Source organism: Marinobacter sp. (genome assembly GCF_034669625.1).
GTDB lineage: Bacteria > Pseudomonadota > Gammaproteobacteria > Pseudomonadales > Oleiphilaceae > Marinobacter.
Map to the genome: position 1 here is coordinate 27,006 of NZ_JAXMOY010000002.1, position 19,030 is coordinate 46,035.

General features: G+C 55.5%; 16 protein-coding genes and 1 riboswitch. Of the genes, 9 read left to right on the top strand and 7 right to left on the bottom strand.

Annotated elements, in window-relative coordinates:
- Nucleotides 1-21 precede the first annotated feature (21 nt).
- From folE2 to VOI14_RS02150, 3 genes are all read right to left on the bottom strand, one after another.
- On the bottom strand, nt 22-915 hold the full coding sequence (folE2, locus tag VOI14_RS02140; protein ID WP_323750384.1) for a GTP cyclohydrolase FolE2: 894 nt from the start codon (nt 913-915) through the stop codon (nt 22-24).
- A 65-nt stretch (nt 916-980) separates the two neighbouring features.
- A complete protein-coding gene (locus VOI14_RS02145; protein ID WP_323750385.1) occupies nt 981-1,367 on the bottom strand; it encodes a transcriptional repressor in 387 nt (128 codons plus the stop codon).
- Between the two features lie 24 nt (nt 1,368-1,391).
- Nucleotides 1,392-2,375 carry a zinc ABC transporter substrate-binding protein gene (locus VOI14_RS02150; protein WP_323750386.1) on the bottom strand — a complete coding sequence of 328 codons (984 nt, stop codon included), beginning with the start codon at nt 2,373-2,375 and terminating at the stop codon, nt 1,392-1,394.
- 174 nt (nt 2,376-2,549) lie between these two features.
- Between VOI14_RS02150 and VOI14_RS02155 the strand changes: the two genes are divergently transcribed.
- The 3 genes from VOI14_RS02155 to VOI14_RS02165 are packed head-to-tail and all read left to right on the top strand — an operon-like array spanning nt 2,550 to nt 5,461.
- Complete coding sequence (locus VOI14_RS02155; protein WP_323750387.1) at nt 2,550-3,281, top strand: ATP-binding cassette domain-containing protein; 732 nt, start codon at nt 2,550-2,552, stop codon at nt 3,279-3,281.
- Nucleotides 3,281-4,111 carry an iron chelate uptake ABC transporter family permease subunit gene (locus VOI14_RS02160; RefSeq protein WP_323750388.1) on the top strand — a complete coding sequence of 277 codons (831 nt, stop codon included), beginning with the start codon at nt 3,281-3,283 and terminating at the stop codon, nt 4,109-4,111. The genes VOI14_RS02155 and VOI14_RS02160 overlap by 1 nt, the downstream gene beginning before the upstream one ends.
- A gap of 18 nt (nt 4,112-4,129) precedes the next feature.
- Complete coding sequence (locus tag VOI14_RS02165) at nt 4,130-5,461, top strand: peptidoglycan DD-metalloendopeptidase family protein (RefSeq protein ID WP_323750389.1); 1,332 nt, start codon at nt 4,130-4,132, stop codon at nt 5,459-5,461.
- Here VOI14_RS02165 and VOI14_RS02170 read toward each other — a convergent pair.
- The 4 genes from VOI14_RS02170 to VOI14_RS02185 form a co-directional block, all read right to left on the bottom strand.
- Nucleotides 5,438-6,199 carry a metal ABC transporter permease gene (locus VOI14_RS02170; RefSeq protein WP_323750390.1) on the bottom strand — a complete coding sequence of 254 codons (762 nt, stop codon included), beginning with the start codon at nt 6,197-6,199 and terminating at the stop codon, nt 5,438-5,440. The two genes, VOI14_RS02165 and VOI14_RS02170, sit on opposite strands and share 24 nt — an antisense overlap.
- Nucleotides 6,186-7,109, bottom strand: a complete 924-nt coding sequence (locus tag VOI14_RS02175; RefSeq protein WP_323750391.1) for a metal ABC transporter substrate-binding protein — start codon at nt 7,107-7,109, stop codon at nt 6,186-6,188. The genes VOI14_RS02170 and VOI14_RS02175 overlap by 14 nt, the downstream gene beginning before the upstream one ends.
- A gap of 1 nt (nt 7,110) precedes the next feature.
- Complete coding sequence (locus tag VOI14_RS02180) at nt 7,111-8,229, bottom strand: hypothetical protein (RefSeq protein ID WP_323750392.1); 1,119 nt, start codon at nt 8,227-8,229, stop codon at nt 7,111-7,113.
- Between the two features lie 82 nt (nt 8,230-8,311).
- Nucleotides 8,312-9,616 carry a hypothetical protein gene (locus tag VOI14_RS02185; protein WP_323750393.1) on the bottom strand — a complete coding sequence of 435 codons (1,305 nt, stop codon included), beginning with the start codon at nt 9,614-9,616 and terminating at the stop codon, nt 8,312-8,314.
- 200 nt (nt 9,617-9,816) lie between these two features.
- On the opposite strand from VOI14_RS02185, the gene zigA reads away from it, so the two are divergent.
- From zigA to VOI14_RS02215, 6 genes are all read left to right on the top strand, one after another.
- Nucleotides 9,817-11,019 (top strand): zinc metallochaperone GTPase ZigA, encoded by a 1,203-nt coding sequence (gene zigA, locus VOI14_RS02190; RefSeq protein WP_323750394.1) that lies wholly within the window; start codon nt 9,817-9,819, stop codon nt 11,017-11,019.
- 74 nt (nt 11,020-11,093) lie between these two features.
- Nucleotides 11,094-12,080: a GTP-binding protein gene (locus tag VOI14_RS02195; protein ID WP_323750395.1), complete on the top strand. Its 987-nt coding sequence runs from the start codon at nt 11,094-11,096 to the stop codon at nt 12,078-12,080.
- A gap of 186 nt (nt 12,081-12,266) precedes the next feature.
- Nucleotides 12,267-13,772, top strand: a complete 1,506-nt coding sequence (gene nhaB, locus VOI14_RS02200; RefSeq protein WP_323750396.1) for a sodium/proton antiporter NhaB — start codon at nt 12,267-12,269, stop codon at nt 13,770-13,772.
- Nucleotides 13,773-13,854: 82 nt separating this feature from the next.
- Nucleotides 13,855-14,682 (top strand): substrate-binding periplasmic protein, encoded by an 828-nt coding sequence (locus VOI14_RS02205; protein ID WP_323750397.1) that lies wholly within the window; start codon nt 13,855-13,857, stop codon nt 14,680-14,682.
- Between the two features lie 60 nt (nt 14,683-14,742).
- Nucleotides 14,743-14,959, top strand: a riboswitch (cobalamin riboswitch).
- 172 nt (nt 14,960-15,131) lie between these two features.
- On the top strand, nt 15,132-17,900 hold the full coding sequence (locus tag VOI14_RS02210; RefSeq protein ID WP_323750398.1) for a ribonucleoside-diphosphate reductase subunit alpha: 2,769 nt from the start codon (nt 15,132-15,134) through the stop codon (nt 17,898-17,900).
- 28 nt (nt 17,901-17,928) lie between these two features.
- Nucleotides 17,929-18,987, top strand: coding sequence for a ribonucleotide-diphosphate reductase subunit beta (locus tag VOI14_RS02215; RefSeq protein ID WP_323750399.1), 1,059 nt, complete (start codon nt 17,929-17,931; stop codon nt 18,985-18,987).
- Nucleotides 18,988-19,030: the final 43 nt, after the last annotated feature.

A 19,030-nucleotide genomic window follows, 5' to 3' on the forward strand; every position in this document is an offset into this window, starting at 1 on the left:
CGAAAAATCTGAAAATTCCGGTTATACCGCAGAGGCAACTGCATCGTGTGGATGCAGGCTCTCAAGGTGTCGGACATGAGTGCGAACGTTATTAAAGTGGCCGGAAAGCGCATTTTGTATTCGGCGTGCGGCATCCTCGACGTACATAAGGTTCTGGCCGTTGAGTAAGGCAAAAGCCTGCTCGTCCGCGCGTTTGACCGCCGTCTGTACAGGCGTTGTCAGAGCATTTTCCACCTGTTCGATCAGGGGCATCAGGCTAAAGGACTGCGCCGAAACGGGGATGTCGACGCTGACTTTTGCCTCACTGCGCTGACTGTGGGGCGTCGCCAGTGTTGCCTTATCCTCCAGCCAAGCGGCAACTTGTTCATACTCAAGGGGTTCGCCGTGGGGGAAATCCGCCCTGAAGCCCTGGGCCACCAATTGCCGAGCCAAGGCCGCCGAGCAGGGGCAAGTTGAGGAGTACTCGACCGTGATCGAGCCTTGGAGTGCGAAAATACCACGGACCAAGGTCGCCTCGATTCGGACAGGATACGCTTTCCAACCTGCCAGACCGGGCGACTTAAGTGCCGGTCGCCGCGCGAGGAGTTTGAAATCCAAGCGCACCTTTGCGCTATCGGTATAACAGTCCCGATGACTTTCCACCATTTGCTCAAGCAGGCTTTGCAGGTGGTTCGGCAAAATAATTTCGTGCCGGGATGCTTCATCCAGCATCCGATAGATGCGTGACATGTGAATGCCCTTGACGGTCGCGACGGGCAGATTGACCTGGGCATCGACAACCGCATGGAGAGGGCCATGACAACCCCGCTCAGAGACGTTCAAGGGGACATCGATTCTGCTCATTCCGACCCACTCTAACGGGGCCTGAACCTGAGGGGTCTCATTGGAAGCAACATCGGGCAAATCTTTATCCATGGTGAATCAACGTCCGGTTGATGAATCAGCGGTTCAGCGGCAAGTGCAGTGTCGCGTCGCCGTTGTTACTTGTTTCGTTTTCGACTGGCACAAGTTGAGCAGGCACCGTGTATTTCGATAACGGACCGACAGACTTCAAAATCCATCTGCGCCAGGCATTCGTGTAATTGTCTGACCTCTCTGACTTCCTTTAACTGATGGATGTGGCCGCAATGGTCACAGATGGCAAAGGCAGTCGGAGCGATCTCGGCTTTCTGCGACACGCAGATATACGCATGCAGGCTTTCGAGCTTCTTCGCTAATCCAAGGTCTATAAGCTTCTCCAGCGCCCGGTATACCTGGATGGCGCCTCGAAAGCCGGTCTGTTCCAGAATCGCGTATGCGCCAATAGGCTTGCCAGCCTGCTCAAGCGCCTCGAAAACCTTGCGTTGATTCGATGTGAGACGAATCATGGATTATTGGCCTGAAAACAGCATTCAAGCTTGAGATTTGCATGTCTCAAGACTCGTCATCAGCTGGTTCAACAGTTTGATATAGTGATCACTGCCAACCTCAATATCAGCGCCCAGAGGGTCCATTACGCCAATCGTTTTAACTTCGGTATTTTCGAACACGGTATCGAGTAAACCCGGGTTGTATTGGGGCTCGGTGAAAGAGCAAGTCACACCAAGTTCAGACACGGTGGCCTGAATTTCCCGAATCCTGGCCGGGCTTGGATCGGACGCGTCAGATAACGCAATGGCTCCAGCTGCGGTCAGTCCGAAACGCTGTTCGAAATACTGATAGGCATCATGGAAAACAATGAACCGAATACCCTCAAGGTTGTGAGCCCGCTCGTCGAGAGAGGCCCTTAGCTCATCCATGGACTGCCCGAACGATCGGGCGTTTTTGCGGTAAGCATCGGCGTTTTCCACATCGTGTTCCGAGAGTATCTGGGCGATTTCTTTGGCCCAGAGTTTTGCATTGACCGGGTCGAGCCAGGCATGAGGATCATCTGCGCCATGATGATGGTGCTCATCAGCCTCCGCGTGGTGATCATCATCGTGATGGCCCTCCTGCTCCTCATGGTGATCACTCTCATCAGCATGATCATGAGCCTCGAACGTCCCCCCGTCGCGATACTCGTGTTTGATCGTAGCGGTCATTTCAAGCATCTCGACTTTCGTTGCTGATCCGGCCAGATTAGCCATCGAATTCTTCAGCCACGGCGTTAATTCCTCACTCACCCAGAAAACGACATCGGCTTCCGACAGCGCTTCTGCCTCTGACGGTCTCAATGAATAACTGTGTGGCGATGCTTCCGGCTGAATCAGCAAATCCGGGTGTCCCACGCCCTCCATGACCTGGCTTACGATGGAATGGACCGGGGCAATATCGACAGCTACTTTCGGAGGATTCGCGAACACCAGGGTAGGTAAGAGGCAACTGGTAAAACCTGTTAACAACACGGCGCGAAACATTCGGAAGCTCCTGAGCAAAGTTTGAACGGGGTACCCCCCGATTAAGTGGCGTTATAGATGAATCAATGAATGTTATGTTATAACATAACCATCCATTTGGGAACCTGACGTTTAATCACGCCGGTGAAGAGTCGGAAATTTGTTCATTTCGAAGCCGTGCGTAGAGGACACTTAATGCTGCTTCAAACTCGAGCCCTATCCGTTCGGATAGGCAACAAAGCCATACTCGAAAACGTGAATGTACGGGTTGATCCGGGCGAGATCATCACCATTATTGGTCCCAATGGGGCTGGCAAGTCGACATTCCTTCGATCGCTTATAGGTGCTGTTACGCCGTCCGGCGGACAGATTATCCGGTCGCCGGGACTGTCGATCGGGTATGTGCCTCAGCGTCTGCATATCGACGAAACGCTTCCCATGACAGTGAAACGATTCCTTCAGTTAGCGCGGAGCTCGTCGTTGGCTGAGATTCGTCAGCAGATGTTGAACGCTGACGTGCCCGATCTGTTGAACCAGCAGCTTATGTCGTTGTCGGGTGGTCAGTTACAACGGGTGCTGCTCGCAAGAGCTTTGCTCGGAAAGCCTAATCTGCTGCTCCTTGATGAACCCACGCAAGGCTTGGATCGTCGGGGTACTGCGGCGTTCTATCGACAAATCGATGGAATCCGGCAGGAACTTGCGTGTGCTGTCATATTGGTCAGTCATGACCTTCAGGTTGTCATGCGCCAAGCCGAGCGAGTGATTTGTCTTAGTGGCACGATTTGTTGTGAAGGCGAGCCGGAAACAGTAAGCGCATCGGCTGAATTCCAAAGGCTATTCGGCTTTGAGGGGGAGGAAGATACCCTGGCGTTCTACAGTCACAAAAGCCATAGCCACACTCCCGGGCCGATTCGGGAAGCCGTGTAATGTTGGACGATTTCATGGTCAGGGCGGCATTGGCGGGTATTGGCGTTACATTGGCGGCTGCCCCACTGGGTTGTTTTGTTGTCTGGCGGCGCATGGCCTACTTCGGGGATGCCACCGCTCACGCAGCGATGCTGGGTGTCGCGTTGTCGCTGACGCTTTCAACACCGATTTTTGCCGGGGTACTGCTCGTTTCTTTACTGATGGCTGTGATCGTCTCCACCCTGAGTGGGCGAGGCTACGCCATGGATACCCTGCTCGGGGTCATGGCCCACTCTGCATTGGCCGTTGGGCTGGTGTCGGTTTCGTTTCTATCCGGCGTTCGTATTGATCTGATGGCCTACCTGTTCGGCGATATTCTGGCTGTAGGAAAAACTGACCTCGCGATCATCTGGGGAGGCGCTTTGGTGGTGCTCATTATGGTAGGTTATCGCTGGTCAGCGCTGTTGTTGTCGACCCTGAACCCAGATCTCGCTCTTGCCAGTGGTATTTCTCCGCGCCGGGAACAGCTGGTGCTGACGATTGCACTTGCCATTGTGGTGGCGGTTGCGATCAAGGTGGTGGGTGTTCTTTTGATCGTCGCTATGCTGATTATTCCGGCGGCAACTGCGAGACGATTCAGCCGAACCCCTGAAGCTATGGCACTGATGGCTGCGGTTATCGGCGCGTGCGCCAGTGTGGCCGGTCTCCGGTTTTCCTATCACTTTGACTCACCAACCGGTCCTACGATTGTGTGTGTTGTAGCTTTTCTGTTTATCGCCTTTAATGCCGTCCACATGGTCATTCGGCGGATGGGTCCGAGGCTCAATAATGACAGACGTGTTCACGAATAACCGGGAGTCGTTGCGACAATGAACAAATCCCCAATGTTCACACCAATCCGTAAATATTCCCTTGCGATTTCAGGTGTGATTCTTCTTACTGCCAGTTTGCTACCGATGGAAACTTCCCGTGCGTTGACGCAGGGGAGTGTGTTCTTTCACGACATTGAAGAACATGATCTTTCGGAGAAATTGGATAACACCGAACTGTTAGCCGAACCGGTCAAACCATCAGCAGATCACGCCACCCACGAAACGTTTGAACGTCGGGTGCAGTCCGGTGACACCCTGAGCAGTATTTTCCATGCCAGCGGCGCGTCTGTGAAAGACTTGTACAGAATTATGGAGGCAGACGCCGAATACTTGTCGCTCGAGACCTTGACGCCGGGAACCAAGCTAGCGCTGACCTTCGATCATGAGGGCCGTTTTTCGGCACTGACACTCCATCTGGATGCTGCCCGGAAGGTGGTTTACAGCAAACAACCGGATGGAACATTCGTCCACCAGACCTTCGAGGCGGATACCCACTGGGTCTCTGAAGTGCTCCGAGGATCGGTTGAGGGCAGCTTTTATAACTCAGCCCTTCGCTCCGGACTGACCCGTTCCCAGGTTCTATTAATCGATCAATTACTGGGAAATCAGCTGAACTTTCGCAGAGATCTCCGAGCCGGGGATACCTATGCTGTGATTGTTGATCACGAGATGTTGGGCGAGCAAACAACGGGAAATACGCGACTTGGCGCCGTATCCTTCACTCGTGGCAAAAAAACCTACAATGCTTTCCGTTTCGATGACGGCAATTACTACGATGAAAGCGGTGAAAGCGTGACGCCAGCCTTCCTTCGGTGGCCCACCGACAAGCCCTACCGAGTGAGTTCTGTTTTTAATCGGAACCGATTGCACCCGATAACAGGGCGGCGGTCACCACATAACGGCGTGGATCTTGCCACCCCAATAGGAACGCCTATTTTCAGCACAGGAGAGGGTATTGTCAGGCGGGTGGGTAACCATCGCTATGCGGGCAAATATGTCGATATTGATCATGGCGGCTCCCACACCACGCGCTACCTTCACCTTCACAAAATACTGGTTCGCAAAGGCGCTCATGTGGAGCGTGGCCAGAAGGTCGCGCTCTCTGGCAATACCGGGCGAAGCACAGGTCCTCACCTACATTTTGAATTGCACATCAATGGTCGCCCGGTTGATCCTTTGACCGCCGATATTCCGACTGCCGCGGCCATACCCGAGACGGCTGCCGCACGCTTCGAAGAAAAGCTCAGAGAACAGATGTCTGTTATGGCGCATGCAGTCAGTCGATCGGAGTTTGTCACTGCTGAATCACAAGTGATGACCATTTTCTGAAAACAATGATCTAGTGCCAAGCCAAAGCAGCGCGGTAAACAGTGTCGCTATAACGATGGCGGGCCCTACCGGTACATCGAACATCACGGAACCAACGATGGCGACCAGGTGTCCGGCGATCGCACATAGAGCGGCGGCTATTGGCGATTTACCTTGGATGGATCCGACGATCAGCGGGGTGATAATCAGTGTTGCGAACACAACATAGATGCCAGCCAACGACACCGAGTAGGTCACTGCGATCGCAAACACCGGCATGAACGCTGCGCTGGAAAGCCACCCAGACAACTTCCAGCTGAGTAGCCAGACAAGTGCGGCCAGTATCGCTGTTGCCACGACCAGCTCCCAATTCGCCCATAGCAGATCGCCAGCGGCCGCACGTTGCAGAGCCTGAGCGCCATGGGGGTCGTCACTTACCAGCAGTATTGCCAGACTGGCACCGACCACATACAGAAGGCCAATCCAGGCCTCTTTTGCTTCGCCGAGCAGCCTGAAGATCAGGTGAACCGTCATGGCTGCGAGCAGGGCGAACAGCAAACTGCTCACTGGCGCCCCGGCAAGCGTGTAGTTCGGCAGGAAATACAGCCCCGCGAGGGTGCCCAGTGCCGCCCATTGGGCAATCGCGAGATCGGCAAAGATCACGCCCCGGGCAATCACCTGATACCCCAGCGGCACTAACAGTAGGCAAAGCAGAGCGCTACCCAATACCGGCAGAAGCAGCCACTCAAAGGCTCCCATCAGACACCTCTGTGATGCTCGATTCGAGGCGGCCCACAATGGTAGAAATCAGCCCGGCCAGATTGTCGTTTGGTGAATCGTCGGTCACCGTTCCCGGTAACACAAGAATCGGCTTATTCGTCTGTTTCACCAGCCATTCAGCGGGCTTTCGGTCCTGGTGGCTGGCAATCAGGATCGCCGATGCCTTGTCCAGCCCCGGATCGGTCAGCAACTGACTCAGATGACTGGCGCTGGGTGGCAATCCCGGTTTCGGTTCCAAATCCACGGTGGAGCCCACACCAAGCCAGCTCAACAGGTAGCTGAAGCCGGTGTGCTGGATGACAAAGGAGTGCCCTTCCAAGGCTTTCGCACTTTCGCGCCATCGTTCCCGGTGGCTGTTCCAGTTCACGCGCCACGTTATGTAACGAGCAAAAATATCGGCCGAGTGTTCGGGCCTGAGTTCGCCGAGGCGCTTGGCCAGCGCTTCGGCAATCTTGGGTAGCTGATCCGGCGATAGATGCACGTGGGGATTTCCCTCCGGGTGTACGTCCCCCATGCTGCGGTCTACGTGATCATGAGGCGCATGCAATTGGGCATGATCTGCGGCAAAAAACAGACCGGTCCGGCCCGGCTGAACCTGTGCGTTGCCTGCCCGCTGAAGCAGTGTCGGCAACCAGCCAGCTTCCAGAGATGCCCCCGTGCAGATGGCAATATCCGCTCGGCCCATGGCGGCGATCAGGCTTGGTCTCGCTTCAATGTAATGGGGATCCTGCAGATAGCTTGTCGCCGTTGTGAAGTGAGCGTCTGGCATCAATGCTCGGGTCAGGGCTGCCCACTCGGGCTCACAGGCAAATACATGGAAATCTGCCCGGGCTGGCAAAGAAACCAGCCCGATCAGCACACAGAGAATGACGCATCGTGAGTGGCGCATATCAATAACCATGAGCACCGTGCGCACCGAGCGACATCACATATTGTACCGCCAAGGTGTTATCCGCATCGCTAAACCCGGTTGCGGACTGATGCGTGTATTGAAGCCTGATGGTTGAAAAGTGGGAACGTGACCAGCTCAGCATGACGTCTGTTTCTTGCAGGTCTTGCTTGTGGAAGTGGTCACCGTGGGCTTCACTCAGCTCCACCTCGCCATACCGGACCCCCGCAGACCACTGTGGTGAAAATTGGTGAACACCAGACACGTACCAGCCTTCGTGATAGTCATTGGAAGTCGCGAATTCGTTCAGGTCATCGGCATAGAGGTATTCTGCGCTGAGCGTCACCTGCTGCTCACGGTTGTTGCCGTTCGGTGACCATTTCCAAACGACATCGGCTATGTAGAGATTTTCACCGGTGTAGGAGGCACCGTGACTGTGATCGTGATCATCGTCATGATCTTCGTCGTGGTGATCGTCTGTTTCGCTGGCCTCGACATGGGTCTGACGGTTGCGCAGATAGGACAGCCCAGCCTGCCAGCTTTGGGAGATAGAAAGGTCACCGCCGACCCGAGTGTTCAAAGTATAGACACCGATATCTTCGTCGCCTTCTGAAAGCTCGTTGCCAGCGAATGCTTCTGCGCCGACTTGCCAGAAAAACGGCACAGGTAGGAGGGCGTTCAGGCGCAGGCCGGTATCATAGTAATGACTGCCCAATAGCGCGCGGTAGACGGCGGGGCGCTCGACAAAATCATCTTCGTGCAGGTGCCGGCCGTTGAGATAGCCCACCTGAGAAAGGAAACGACCTGCGCGAACACTGAGCCCTGCGGGCAAACCGTTGGTTTGCAGGTAAGCTTCTTCAACCAACACCTCACTCTCGCCATCATGCTCCTCGAAAACGGCGGTCAATCGCCCAGAGAACAGATCATCGATGGGGGAAGACAAGGACAGTTCGGTATGTCCGAGGCCAAAACCTTGGTCCCGGTGTGACAGCGCAGTGTCATTCTGCTTGTAATAGCCATCCAGGGTCAGGCTGACATCGGGGTTTAATTCGTTTGCAACGGCTCCGGTTGCGGGCAGTGTCAGGGCAAGGGCGGCCAAAGAAATCGTACGGCGAATCATAAATACTCCAACGTTAACGCAACAGGGCAGGCCGGCTTGCACCGAGCTGCCCTGGGAGGTTCATAAAGGGTGGGTGGGAACGTCAGTGATCGTGTTCATCATCGTCATGGTGGGCTTCCTCGGTTAGCCCCAGCCACGCAATGGAAGACGCCTCAAAATCGAGCGTGATGGTCCGAACGATTTGGCCGGCGGACGTATCGACTTCGATAACGGCTTGGTTGTGTAACACGAACAGGCGCTCCTGGGCTGCTGAGACGGCTGTGGCCAAGGTATCGCCGTCGCTGGGCGCGTCGATTAACGGAACCGTGTTAAGCAGGGCCCAGTTATCAGCAGGATCAAACAGTCGCAGGTCGCCGTCATCACCGAGCACATAGAACACCTCGCCGTGTGTGGTAAAGCCTTGTGTAATCAGGCCCACGCCGTCGCCGATGGTCAGCTCACGATAAGCCGTGGTATCTGATTCCCCATCGATAATGAACAGTTGGTCGCCGGCAATGCCGACCAGCTCTTCAACATCGTGATTGGCGGCGAAGTCTCCAATGCGCGCTCCGGCGTCAAGACTTTCAGGGTTCGCCAGCTTGGTTGCAGGGTAGCCGGCCTCGTGGAGGTCGATGACCAGTACGCCGTCACTGCAACCAAATCCGAGACTGTGCGCGCTCAAACCGGCACCGTGAAGATCCGGGCAGGCTTCGTCATAACGCTCTTCGAATTCGAAACTGGAACCATCTAGGTGGTAACGCTCGACGGCGGCAGGGAGCGTGGTGTCTGTAATAGCGCTGTCCCGGTAAGTCACGAATAGATGACCGTCGATCAGCTTGGCAACGCCGTGCATGTTGTTCTCAAGATCAAGGCTGGCGAGGGTTGAGTTATTTCCCAGAGTGGCGTCAGAGAAAACGGTCACTTTTGAGCTGGCAGCGGTACCGCCGTCAAAGAAAATCACACCGTAGGATTCGCCCGCGGTGTAGTGAGTCGGTTTGTGATCATTCAGCGTCAGGGACAGCGCGCTGGGTGTTTCAGCGTAGTCGTGTAGATGGTCGCCATGATCTTCGGTATACAGCCCGCTATCAAAAAACGACACTCGATCGTCTTCACGTTGAATCGCAATGGCATACCGATTATCCGGTGATGCATAGAGGCTTGGGGAACTGCCGTCGATATTCACTGAAGTCAGTACCTGGGCATCGTCCAAGTCCAAAAACTTCAGCGCTGATGCGCCGGAGTCAAACAGGGCGAGGCGCCCGTCGGTCTCAATGCTTATCTCGGTATGGGCGTCGTCTGAACTGCTACCACTTCCACCGCAAGCGGACAGCAGTGCGGCTGAAGCCAATGCCAACGAAGCGGCCAAGGGGCGCCGAGAAGACGAGAGTCGTTCAGGTGGGAAAGTCATATTATCTCCAGGGCATGTTATAACGTTGCAATAAAGGCATCAGGAGAACCCATCAAGACCAAACACCAGGTGTGGGATGCCGAAGGTTTGTTGATTCTTTGAAGGGCGTATCGCCGAAGAGCTGCAAATGTTATGTTATAACATTATTAATGTAAAGCAACGTTCAGTGTGGAACAGCTAACGCAACACGGAGACAGAAAATGAACCTTCAAGATACGCGCCTTCCGGTAACGGTATTGTCAGGATTTCTTGGCGCCGGCAAAACCACCGTTCTGAACCACATCCTGAACAACCGCGAAGGACGGCGGGTGGCCGTGATCGTCAACGACATGAGCGAGGTCAATATTGATGCCGCCCAGGTCCAGCAGGAAGTCACCCTGAATCGATCAGAGGAAAAGCTGGTCGAAATGAGCAATGGCTGCATTTGCTGCACACTGCGTGAGGATTTGCTGGTAGAGGTGCGTAAGCTGGCGGCTGAAGGCCGCTTCGATTGCCTGGTAATTGAATCCACGGGGATTTCGGAGCCTCTGCCGGTAGCGGAAACGTTTACTTTCGCGGATGAGGATGGAATCAGTCTGTCTGACATCGCCCGTCTCGATACCATGGTCACCGTTGTGGATGCGATGAATTTCCTCAAGGACTTTGATGAAGCACAATCGTTGCAGGAAGCGGGGGAAAGTCTGGGCGAAGAAGACGAGCGCAGCGTCGCAGACCTTCTGGTGGATCAGGTTGAATTCAGTGACATCCTGTTGATCAGCAAAACCGATCTGGTTGCTCCAGAAGAACTGGAGCGACTTAAGGGCGTGCTGGGAAGTCTGAATACAGAGGCAGAGATCGTTGCCATTGCGCAGGGCGCGGTGCCACTGGATAAAGTGCTGGATACCGGTCGGTTCAGTTTTGAGCGCGCGCAGCAGGCGCCGGGTTGGCTAAAGGAAATGCGGGGCGAACACATCCCAGAAACCGAGGAATATGGCATTTCCAGCTTTGTCTACCGCGCTCGGCGTCCGTTCCATCCGGCGAAATTTTATGAATTTCTGCATCAACCCGTTTCTAATGGCAAACTGATACGTTCCAAGGGCTATTTTTGGCTCGCCACTCGGCCAGAGTATGCGGGCCACTGGAGCCAGGCAGGCGGTATGGCGAGGCACGGATTCGCCGGTATGTTCTGGAAAGCCGTGCCGAAGGAAAATTGGCCGGAGGATTCCGAGTACCGTAACTCAATTATGGAAACCTGGGTTGAGCCCTTCGGTGATATGCGCCAGGAGCTGGTCTTTATTGGCCAGAATATCGATCAGGCGGCTGTGACTCGCGAGCTGGACGAGTGCCTTTTGGATGAACAACAGTTGTTGGCGGGGAAAGCCTTCTGGCAAACCCTGAATGATCCGTTCCCGGTCTGGGAGTAACCGAGCCCGCGGACGATCAATGAGCCTCTAGACTCGCACACATTAATGGATTGGAAGAAGAGAACGACGAACCCATGGCAGACATCCGGACACGTATTCCCACTCACTTGGTGCTTGGCTTTCTTGGGGCCGGCAAAACCACAGCAATTCTCAACCTCATGAAACAGAAGCCGGAAGGAGAGCGCTGGGCGGTTTTGGTCAACGAGTTTGGAGAAGTGGGTATCGATGGCGCCATTCTGTCCAATCAGGGCGTGGCAGTGAAAGAAGTGCCTGGCGGCTGCATGTGCTGCGTCTCGGGGCTGCCGATGCAGATCGGGCTCAACAGCCTGATCAGCTTTTCACGTCCGGACCGTTTGTTTATCGAGCCAACGGGATTGGGCCATCCGGCACAGGTGATCGAAACACTGACCGGCGAGTTTTACACCGATGTTTTGCACCTTTCGACATCCGTTTGCCTGGTTGATCCGCGCCGACTGGAAGACGAGCGTGTACTTGCCAGTCGGCAGTTCCACGATCAGGTCGCCGTGGCGGAACTGTTGGTGGCGAGCAAAGCAGACCTGTGCACACCCGAACAGTTAGCCCGGTTCGACACTTGGGCGAGTGGCTGGCAACCGGCAAAGCGACTTACCGGAAAGATCAGTGGAGGGGAGCTTCCCATGGCATGGCTGGCGGGGGATTCTGATCGACTGCCCCCACAGTTTCCCGAAAGTCACCACCATCACCACGGCAAAGCTCTGGCCGAAAAACCGTCACTGGCTGATGAGCCCTGGCAGTCGTATTTTAACAAAGGCGATGGTTATACCAGCATGGGCTGGCGAGTTCACAAAGACACGGTCTTTGATCCGATCGCGTTGCAAAGCCTGGCCAGTAATGCCGATTTTGAGCGTTTTAAAGGGGTGGTCCAGACAACGAATGGCTGGTGGATGCTCAATGCCGTGGAGGGCGCACTGACCCTGCTGGATACGGAACCCGCCGATGAATCCCGGCTCGAAATTATCAGCCGCACGCTGGAACCCGATGAGCTGGACCGTCAGCTTCGCGCTGCCTGCTTTATTTCTTAGTCTAATGACTTTAAGGTACCGTCTCGGAATATACTGGAGTGACGTTGGCTGTGGCTATCTGACGACTCCAACACCTCTGCATGGCGCCCATGCGGAGGTTTAGCCCGCACCAAGCCGACTAAAATAAAAGCAAGTATGGGCGCCATTTCGTAACCTATAAACGCCCACTTTAAGAAGAATAAAGCAATGCCCAACTCCATCGTGTCCGGCTTTAAAAGTAACTTCCTCGGCAACGCCCCAACCTGGTACAAGCAAGTCATCTTGCTGTTTTTGGTAGCCAATCCAATCGTCATGTCCGTATTTGGGCCTGGCGTTGCGGGCTGGTTATTGATTGGTGAGTTTATCTTCACGCTGGCAATGGCGCTCAAGTGTTACCCGCTGCTGCCGGGTGGTCTGTTGGCTGTGGAAGCGTTGCTGATCGGCCTGACTAGCTCGGATGCGGTGTATAACGAAGTACTGACCAACTTCCCGGTCATTCTGCTGCTGATGTTTATGGTCGCGGGCATTTACTTCATGAAAGAGCTGTTGCTGGTCACCTTTACCCAGATACTGGTGGGGGTGCGTTCCAAATCGGCACTCTCGCTGCTGTTCTGTATTGCCGCGGCGATACTGTCGGCGTTTCTGGATGCGCTCACCGTCACCGCAGTGATCATCAGCGTTGCTGTCGGCTTCTACTCCGTTTATCACAAAGTTGCCTCCGGCAAGGGCTACCAGCATAAAGAACACAACGCCAACAGCGATGCCGAAGTGGTCGAGTTGCACCGGGAAGACCTCGAAAACTTCCGGGCCTTTCTGCGCAGCCTGTTGATGCACGGGGCTATCGGTACTGCGCTCGGTGGTGTATCGACAATGGTGGGCGAGCCCCAAAACCTGCTGATTGCCAAAGTGGTGGGTTGGGACTTTGTCGGCTTCTTCTTACACATGGCCCCGGTCAGCTTGCCGGTTCTGGTCGCAGGGCTGTGCACCTGCTGGGCCTTGGAGAAACTGCGCTGGTTTGGTTACGGCGGGCGTTTGCCGAAACCCGTCCGTCGCGTGCTGGAAGAGTTTGCCGAAAATGAGCGCACCAGCCGCACGGCTTCCGACAAAGCCGCGCTGTGGGTTCAGGCCGCTGCGGCCGTCATTCTGGTGTTGGGGCTTGCACTCCACATTGCAGAGGTGGGTCTGATCGGCCTGCTGGTGATCATTCTTATCACCTCATTTACCGGCGTGATCGATGAGCACAAAATCGGCAAAGCCTTCCAGGAATCCCTGCCGTTTACCTCGTTGTTGGTGGTGTTCTTTGCCGTTGTCGCGGTGATCCATGAGCAGCATCTGTTCAAGCCCATTATCGATTACGTGCTCAGTCTGCCGGAAAGCCAGCAACCGGGCATGTTCTTCCTGGCGAACGGCATCCTGTCGATGATCAGCGACAACGTCTTTGTCGCCACGGTGTACATCAGTGAGGTGAAGCAGGCGTTGGATAGCGGCAGCATCAGTTACGAACACTTCCAGACGCTGGCGGTGGCGATCAACACCGGGACCAATCTGCCGAGTGTTGCCACCCCCAATGGTCAGGCGGCGTTCCTATTCCTGCTGACGTCGGCCATCGCACCTCTGGTGCGTTTATCCTACGGCAAGATGGTGATTATGGCCTTCCCGTATACGCTCGTGATGGGCGGCGTAGGGTTGTACATGGTCACCCATGCTTTCTGATCCAGAGTGAGTATTGCGTTGCACAGACAATCTTTCGATCTGTTACTCTTCGCTATCGTTAAAGAGATTCCAGAGGGGTGTTATGCACCTTAGTCTTCGCATGCCCAGAGCATTATTCCGCTTCATTTGTGTGTTTTTGAGTGGGCTTGGTCTCAGTGTGGTTATCGGCCCCGTGCAGGCAGATCACGTTCAGCACACCGATCGGGACTCCGATACCCTGCGTGTGGCTTATATGGAGTTCCCGCCGGTGACCTATCAGAACGCACTGGGGGAGCCTGAAGGCGACATGGTGGATGTAACGCGCAAAGTGGCTAAAGAGGCCGGCTACAAGTTGGAGTTCCTGTACCTTCCGGTCAGTCGAGCGAATCTCTACCTGAAAAATGGCAGCATTGATTTTGCACTGGCTTTGACGGGCGTTCCAGCCCTGCAAGGTGCTGTGATTGACAGTGAGATCAGTCTGGTCTCGGTTGTCCTGAGTGCTTGGCATCTCGAAGATCACGCCCCGATTACCCACATGGACGACTTTCGGGGCAAGGTCGTGATTATGATTAATGGCTTCACTTATGGCGGCCTTCGCTCATGGTTTGAGCGGCAGGACGACATCCGCATTACCGATGCACCCGGTCACCGCTCGGCCATTGATATGCTCAAACGTGGCCGAGGGGATTACCTGCTGGATTACCGTGATCCGGTCCGTGAAGTGTTCTCGAATTCCTCGGATTTTCTGGTTCAGGAATCCGAAATTCGTACCCGAAAAGGCGCGTGGTTGTTCTCGGTGGCTACATCCAGAGCAGAAACGCTTCGGGCAGATTTTGATGCCGCCTATCACCGTTTGGCTGAGCGCGGTGAGGTACCAGCGGCCGTCACCAGCGAACAATCGCTTCGGTTACGGGGCTTTCCTGCTCCTTAAAGGGTAAAACGCCCGCCATCTTGTTTCTCTTAGAGTTCGTGTATATAGTTGTGTTGTCTCTGGCTAGCTACCAGATGTTGTGTTTTGAGCAGAATTCAAACACATCGTTCAAAAGGTAGCCGGGAATCCGGTGAGAATCCGGAACTGACGCGCAGCGGTATTGGGGAACGAGCGTGGCATAACGACACTGGCAACCGCCGGGAAGTCGCCACACAAGGCAGAACCGACAGGTTCATGCCCCTGAGTCCGAAGACCTGCCAGAGACGTGTTGTTTTCTATCGCCACAAAGAAAACAGCTCGACTTCACCTTCGCGACTCAGGCGCCTGCATTTGGCTCCATAAGGTGAGCGGTAACGAACAAGGCAAAGCACAGTCCTAGTGGGTTGATGCTCTGTTCGTCCTGCGTACGCGAAGGTTTTGGAACTCACGCGTATTCAGGAGATAACGGTATGTCTGCTACAGCCCTGGCCGAACCTCGGCCCGCCTTACCATCCGACACAGAAGCCCTGCAGGTTATCAAGCGCAACGGCAATCTGGTCAGTTTCACCCCATCTAAAATCAGCGTAGCCGTTACCAAAGCCTTTCTGGCCGTTGAAGGCGATCAGGCTGCAGGATCTGCCCGGATCAACGACGCCGTCCACCGTGTGACCGAACAGGTTGTGCAGGCGATCAGTCGCCGCCTGAAAGCCGGTGGCCGGGTTCATATCGAAGACATTCAGGATCAGGTTGAGCTGGCCCTGATGCGCGCCGAAGAACAGAAAGTGGCACGCGCCTACGTCCTATACCGTGAAGAACACGCCCGTGAGCGCGCCCAGCACGAACCGGTGGAAGCGCACCCCCATCTCACCGTTAAACAAGCCAGTGGCCGCACCGTGCCGCTGGATCTGGGCTTGATGAAACGCCAGGTCGAACAGGCCTCCGAAGGGCTGGAAGGCATTGAAGGCGATTCGTTGGTGGAAGAGGCTATTCGCAACCTCTACAACGGCATCGACGAAGCCGAAGTCCTGAGCGCCCTGATCATGACCGCCCGTGGCCGCATCGAGCGCGAGCCAGACTACAGCGCGGTCACCGCGCGTTTGTTGCTGGAACAGCTGCGCCTTGAAAGCGTCACCGCACTGAATCTTGATATTAGCCTGAGCCTTGCCGACGTTTATCCACAGGCTCTGAGCGCTTTCATTCACGCCGGTATTCGTTACGAGTTGCTGGATGAAGCTATGGCCGCGTTTGATCTTGAACGGCTGGGTGCGGCAATCACGCCCGAGCGTGACCAGCAGTTTGGTTTCCTTGGTCTGCAAACTTTGTACGACCGTTACTTCCTGCACTGGAAAGGCGACCGTCTGGAGTTGCCACAGGTCTTCTTCATGCGTGTGGCCATGGGCCTGGCTCTGCGTGAAGACGACCCCAACAGCCGAGCCATCGAGTTCTACAACCTGTTGTCCTCGTTCGACTACATGGCGTCCACACCGACGCTGTTCAACAGCGGCACCCGCCATTCCCAGCTGTCGTCTTGCTACCTCACCACCGTGGGCGACGATCTGGAAGATATCTACGGCGCCATCCGTGACAACGCCATGCTCTCCAAGTGGGCTGGCGGTTTGGGCAACGACTGGACTCCGGTGCGTGCACTGGGCTCCCGTATCAAAGGCACCAATGGCCAAAGCCAGGGCGTAGTGCCGTTCCTGAAAGTGGTCAACGACACCGCTGTAGCCGTAAACCAAGGCGGCAAGCGCAAAGGCGCCGTGTGTGCCTATCTGGAAAGCTGGCACCTGGATATCGAAGAGTTTCTGGAGCTGCGTAAAAACACCGGTGACGAACGCCGCCGCACCCACGACATGAACACCGCCAACTGGGTGCCGGATCTGCTGATTGAGCGTATGCGCCAGGACCGTGACTGGACGCTTTTCAGCCCCAGCGACGCACCCGATCTGCATGACCTGTACGGCAACGAATTCCGCGAGCGTTACGAGTACTACGAAGCGTTGGCTGCCAAAGGCAAGATCGAACTGTTCAAGACCATTCCGGCCAAACAGCTGTGGCGCAAAATGCTGACTGTGTTGTTTGAGACCGGCCACCCATGGATCACCTTCAAAGACCCCTGCAACCTGCGCTCGCCGCAGCAGCACAAAGGCGTGGTTCACAGCTCCAACCTGTGTACGGAAATCACCCTGAACACCAGCGCCGACGAAATCGCGGTCTGTAATCTGGGCTCGGTGAATCTGGCGGCCCACATCGCCAACGGTGAACTGGATGTGCAGCGCCTGGAGCGCACTGTAAACACCGCCGTGCGCATGCTCGATAACGTAATCGACATCAATTTCTACGCTGTGCCCCAAGCGCGCAATTCCAACCTGAAGCATCGCCCGGTGGGCCTCGGCCTGATGGGCTTCCAGGACGCGTTATATGCTCTGGGCCTGCCGTACACCAGCCCGCAGGCGGTGGAATTCGCCGATGTGGCCATGGAACAGCTGAGCTACTTCGCGATCCGTGCATCCGCTGAGCTGGCAGCAGAGCGGGGCGCCTATGAAAGCTACGAAGGTTCCTTGTGGAGCCAGGGCATACTGCCCATCGACTCCATCGAACTGTTGAAAAGCGCGCGCCGGGAAGGCGATATCAGCGTGAACACCGACAGCCGCCTGGACTGGGGCCCGGTGCGCGAACTCATCGCCAAGCACGGCATGCGCAACAGCAACGTGATGGCCATCGCCCCTACCGCCACCATCTCCAACATCGTGGGTGTGTCGCAATCCATCGAGCCGGCGTACCAAAACCTGTTTGTGAAATCGAACCTCTCCGGTGAGTTCACCGTGGTCAATCCTTCACTGGTGCGCGACCTCAAGGCCGAAGGCCTGTGGGACAACGTGATGGTGAACGACCTCAAATACTTCGATGGCAGCGTGCAGCAAATTGAGCGCATACCCACGGAACTGAAATCCCGCTACGCCACCGCGTTCGAGATCGACGCCCGATGGTTGGTAGAAGCGGCCTCTCGCCGCCAGAAATGGCTGGATCAGGCGCAGAGCCTGAACCTGTATATGGCCGAACCCAGCGGGAAAAAACTGGACGAGCTGTACCAGCTGGCGTGGGAACGTGGTCTGAAAACCACTTACTACCTGCGTTCCTTGGGTGCCACCGGCGTGAACGAACAAGCCGCGCCAGTTGCCGCGCCACAGCCGCAGGTATGCAGCATTGATGAACCCGACTGCGAAGCATGTCAGTAACCACTTACTTTAATTGAGAGGCACAACCATGCTGAATTGGGACGACGAAACCAAACCAAAAAGCACGACCGCTGCAGACAGCAGCGTGGCGCCGGTAAACGTTGACGACAAACGCGTGATCAACGGCGAAACCGACGTAAACCAGCTGGCCCCCTTCAAATACCCGTGGGCTTGGGAGTTCTTTATGAACGCCAACAAAAACCACTGGACCCCGCTGGACGTGAACATGGCGCAGGACGTTCACGACTACCACCACCGCCTGAACCCGGCGGAAAAGCACGTGTTCGAAAACGTGGTGGCTTACCTGACCACCTCCGACATACTGGCCATGCGCAACATTGGCCTAGCGGTGATGGAGAAAATGACCGCGCCGGAATTGCAGATATATCAGGCGCGCCAGGTATATGAAGAAGCTCTGCACACCTGGACCTACCAGCACTGCATTGAAACCCTGAACCTGGACCAGAGCGAAATCTACAACCGCTACCGCGTGGTGCCGCAGATTAACGCCAAAATCCAGATGGCCAACCGCCGGCTGGACGCCGCCATGCGCCCTGACATCAACCTGCGCAACAAAGACGACCTGCAAGAATTCATCATGTCGTACCTGTTCTTTGCGGCCGTGTTTGAAGGTTGCTGGTTCTACAACGGCTTCAGCCCCATCTTCGCCTTGCAGCGCCGGGGCCTGATGCGTGGCACCGGCGAGCAGTTCCAGTACATACTGCGCGACGAAGCTATGCACTTCGCCTTCGGCCTGAAAGTGGTAAACCAGATACTGGAAGAAGAAAACATCAGCTTCGACCCCAAAGCCGTACGTGAGATGTGGGACGAATCCGAAGCCGCCGAACGCGACTATGCCAACTACATCCTGCGCGACCCCATCCTGGGCTACTCCGCGGAATACCACACCGAACAGTTCCGCTTTGTCGCCAACCGCCGCGCCCGCACAGTAGGGCTGGAAGAACCGTTCCCGGGGGCGAAAAACGTCTCACCCTGGCTGGACGAACAAGCCACCATGCGCAAAGAAAAGAACTTCTTTGAGACACGGGTGATTGAGTACCAGACCGGGGCACAGCTGGAGTGGTAAGTACCGACTGACCTTCGGTCGTGCCGGTGCAGGGCTGAACTAC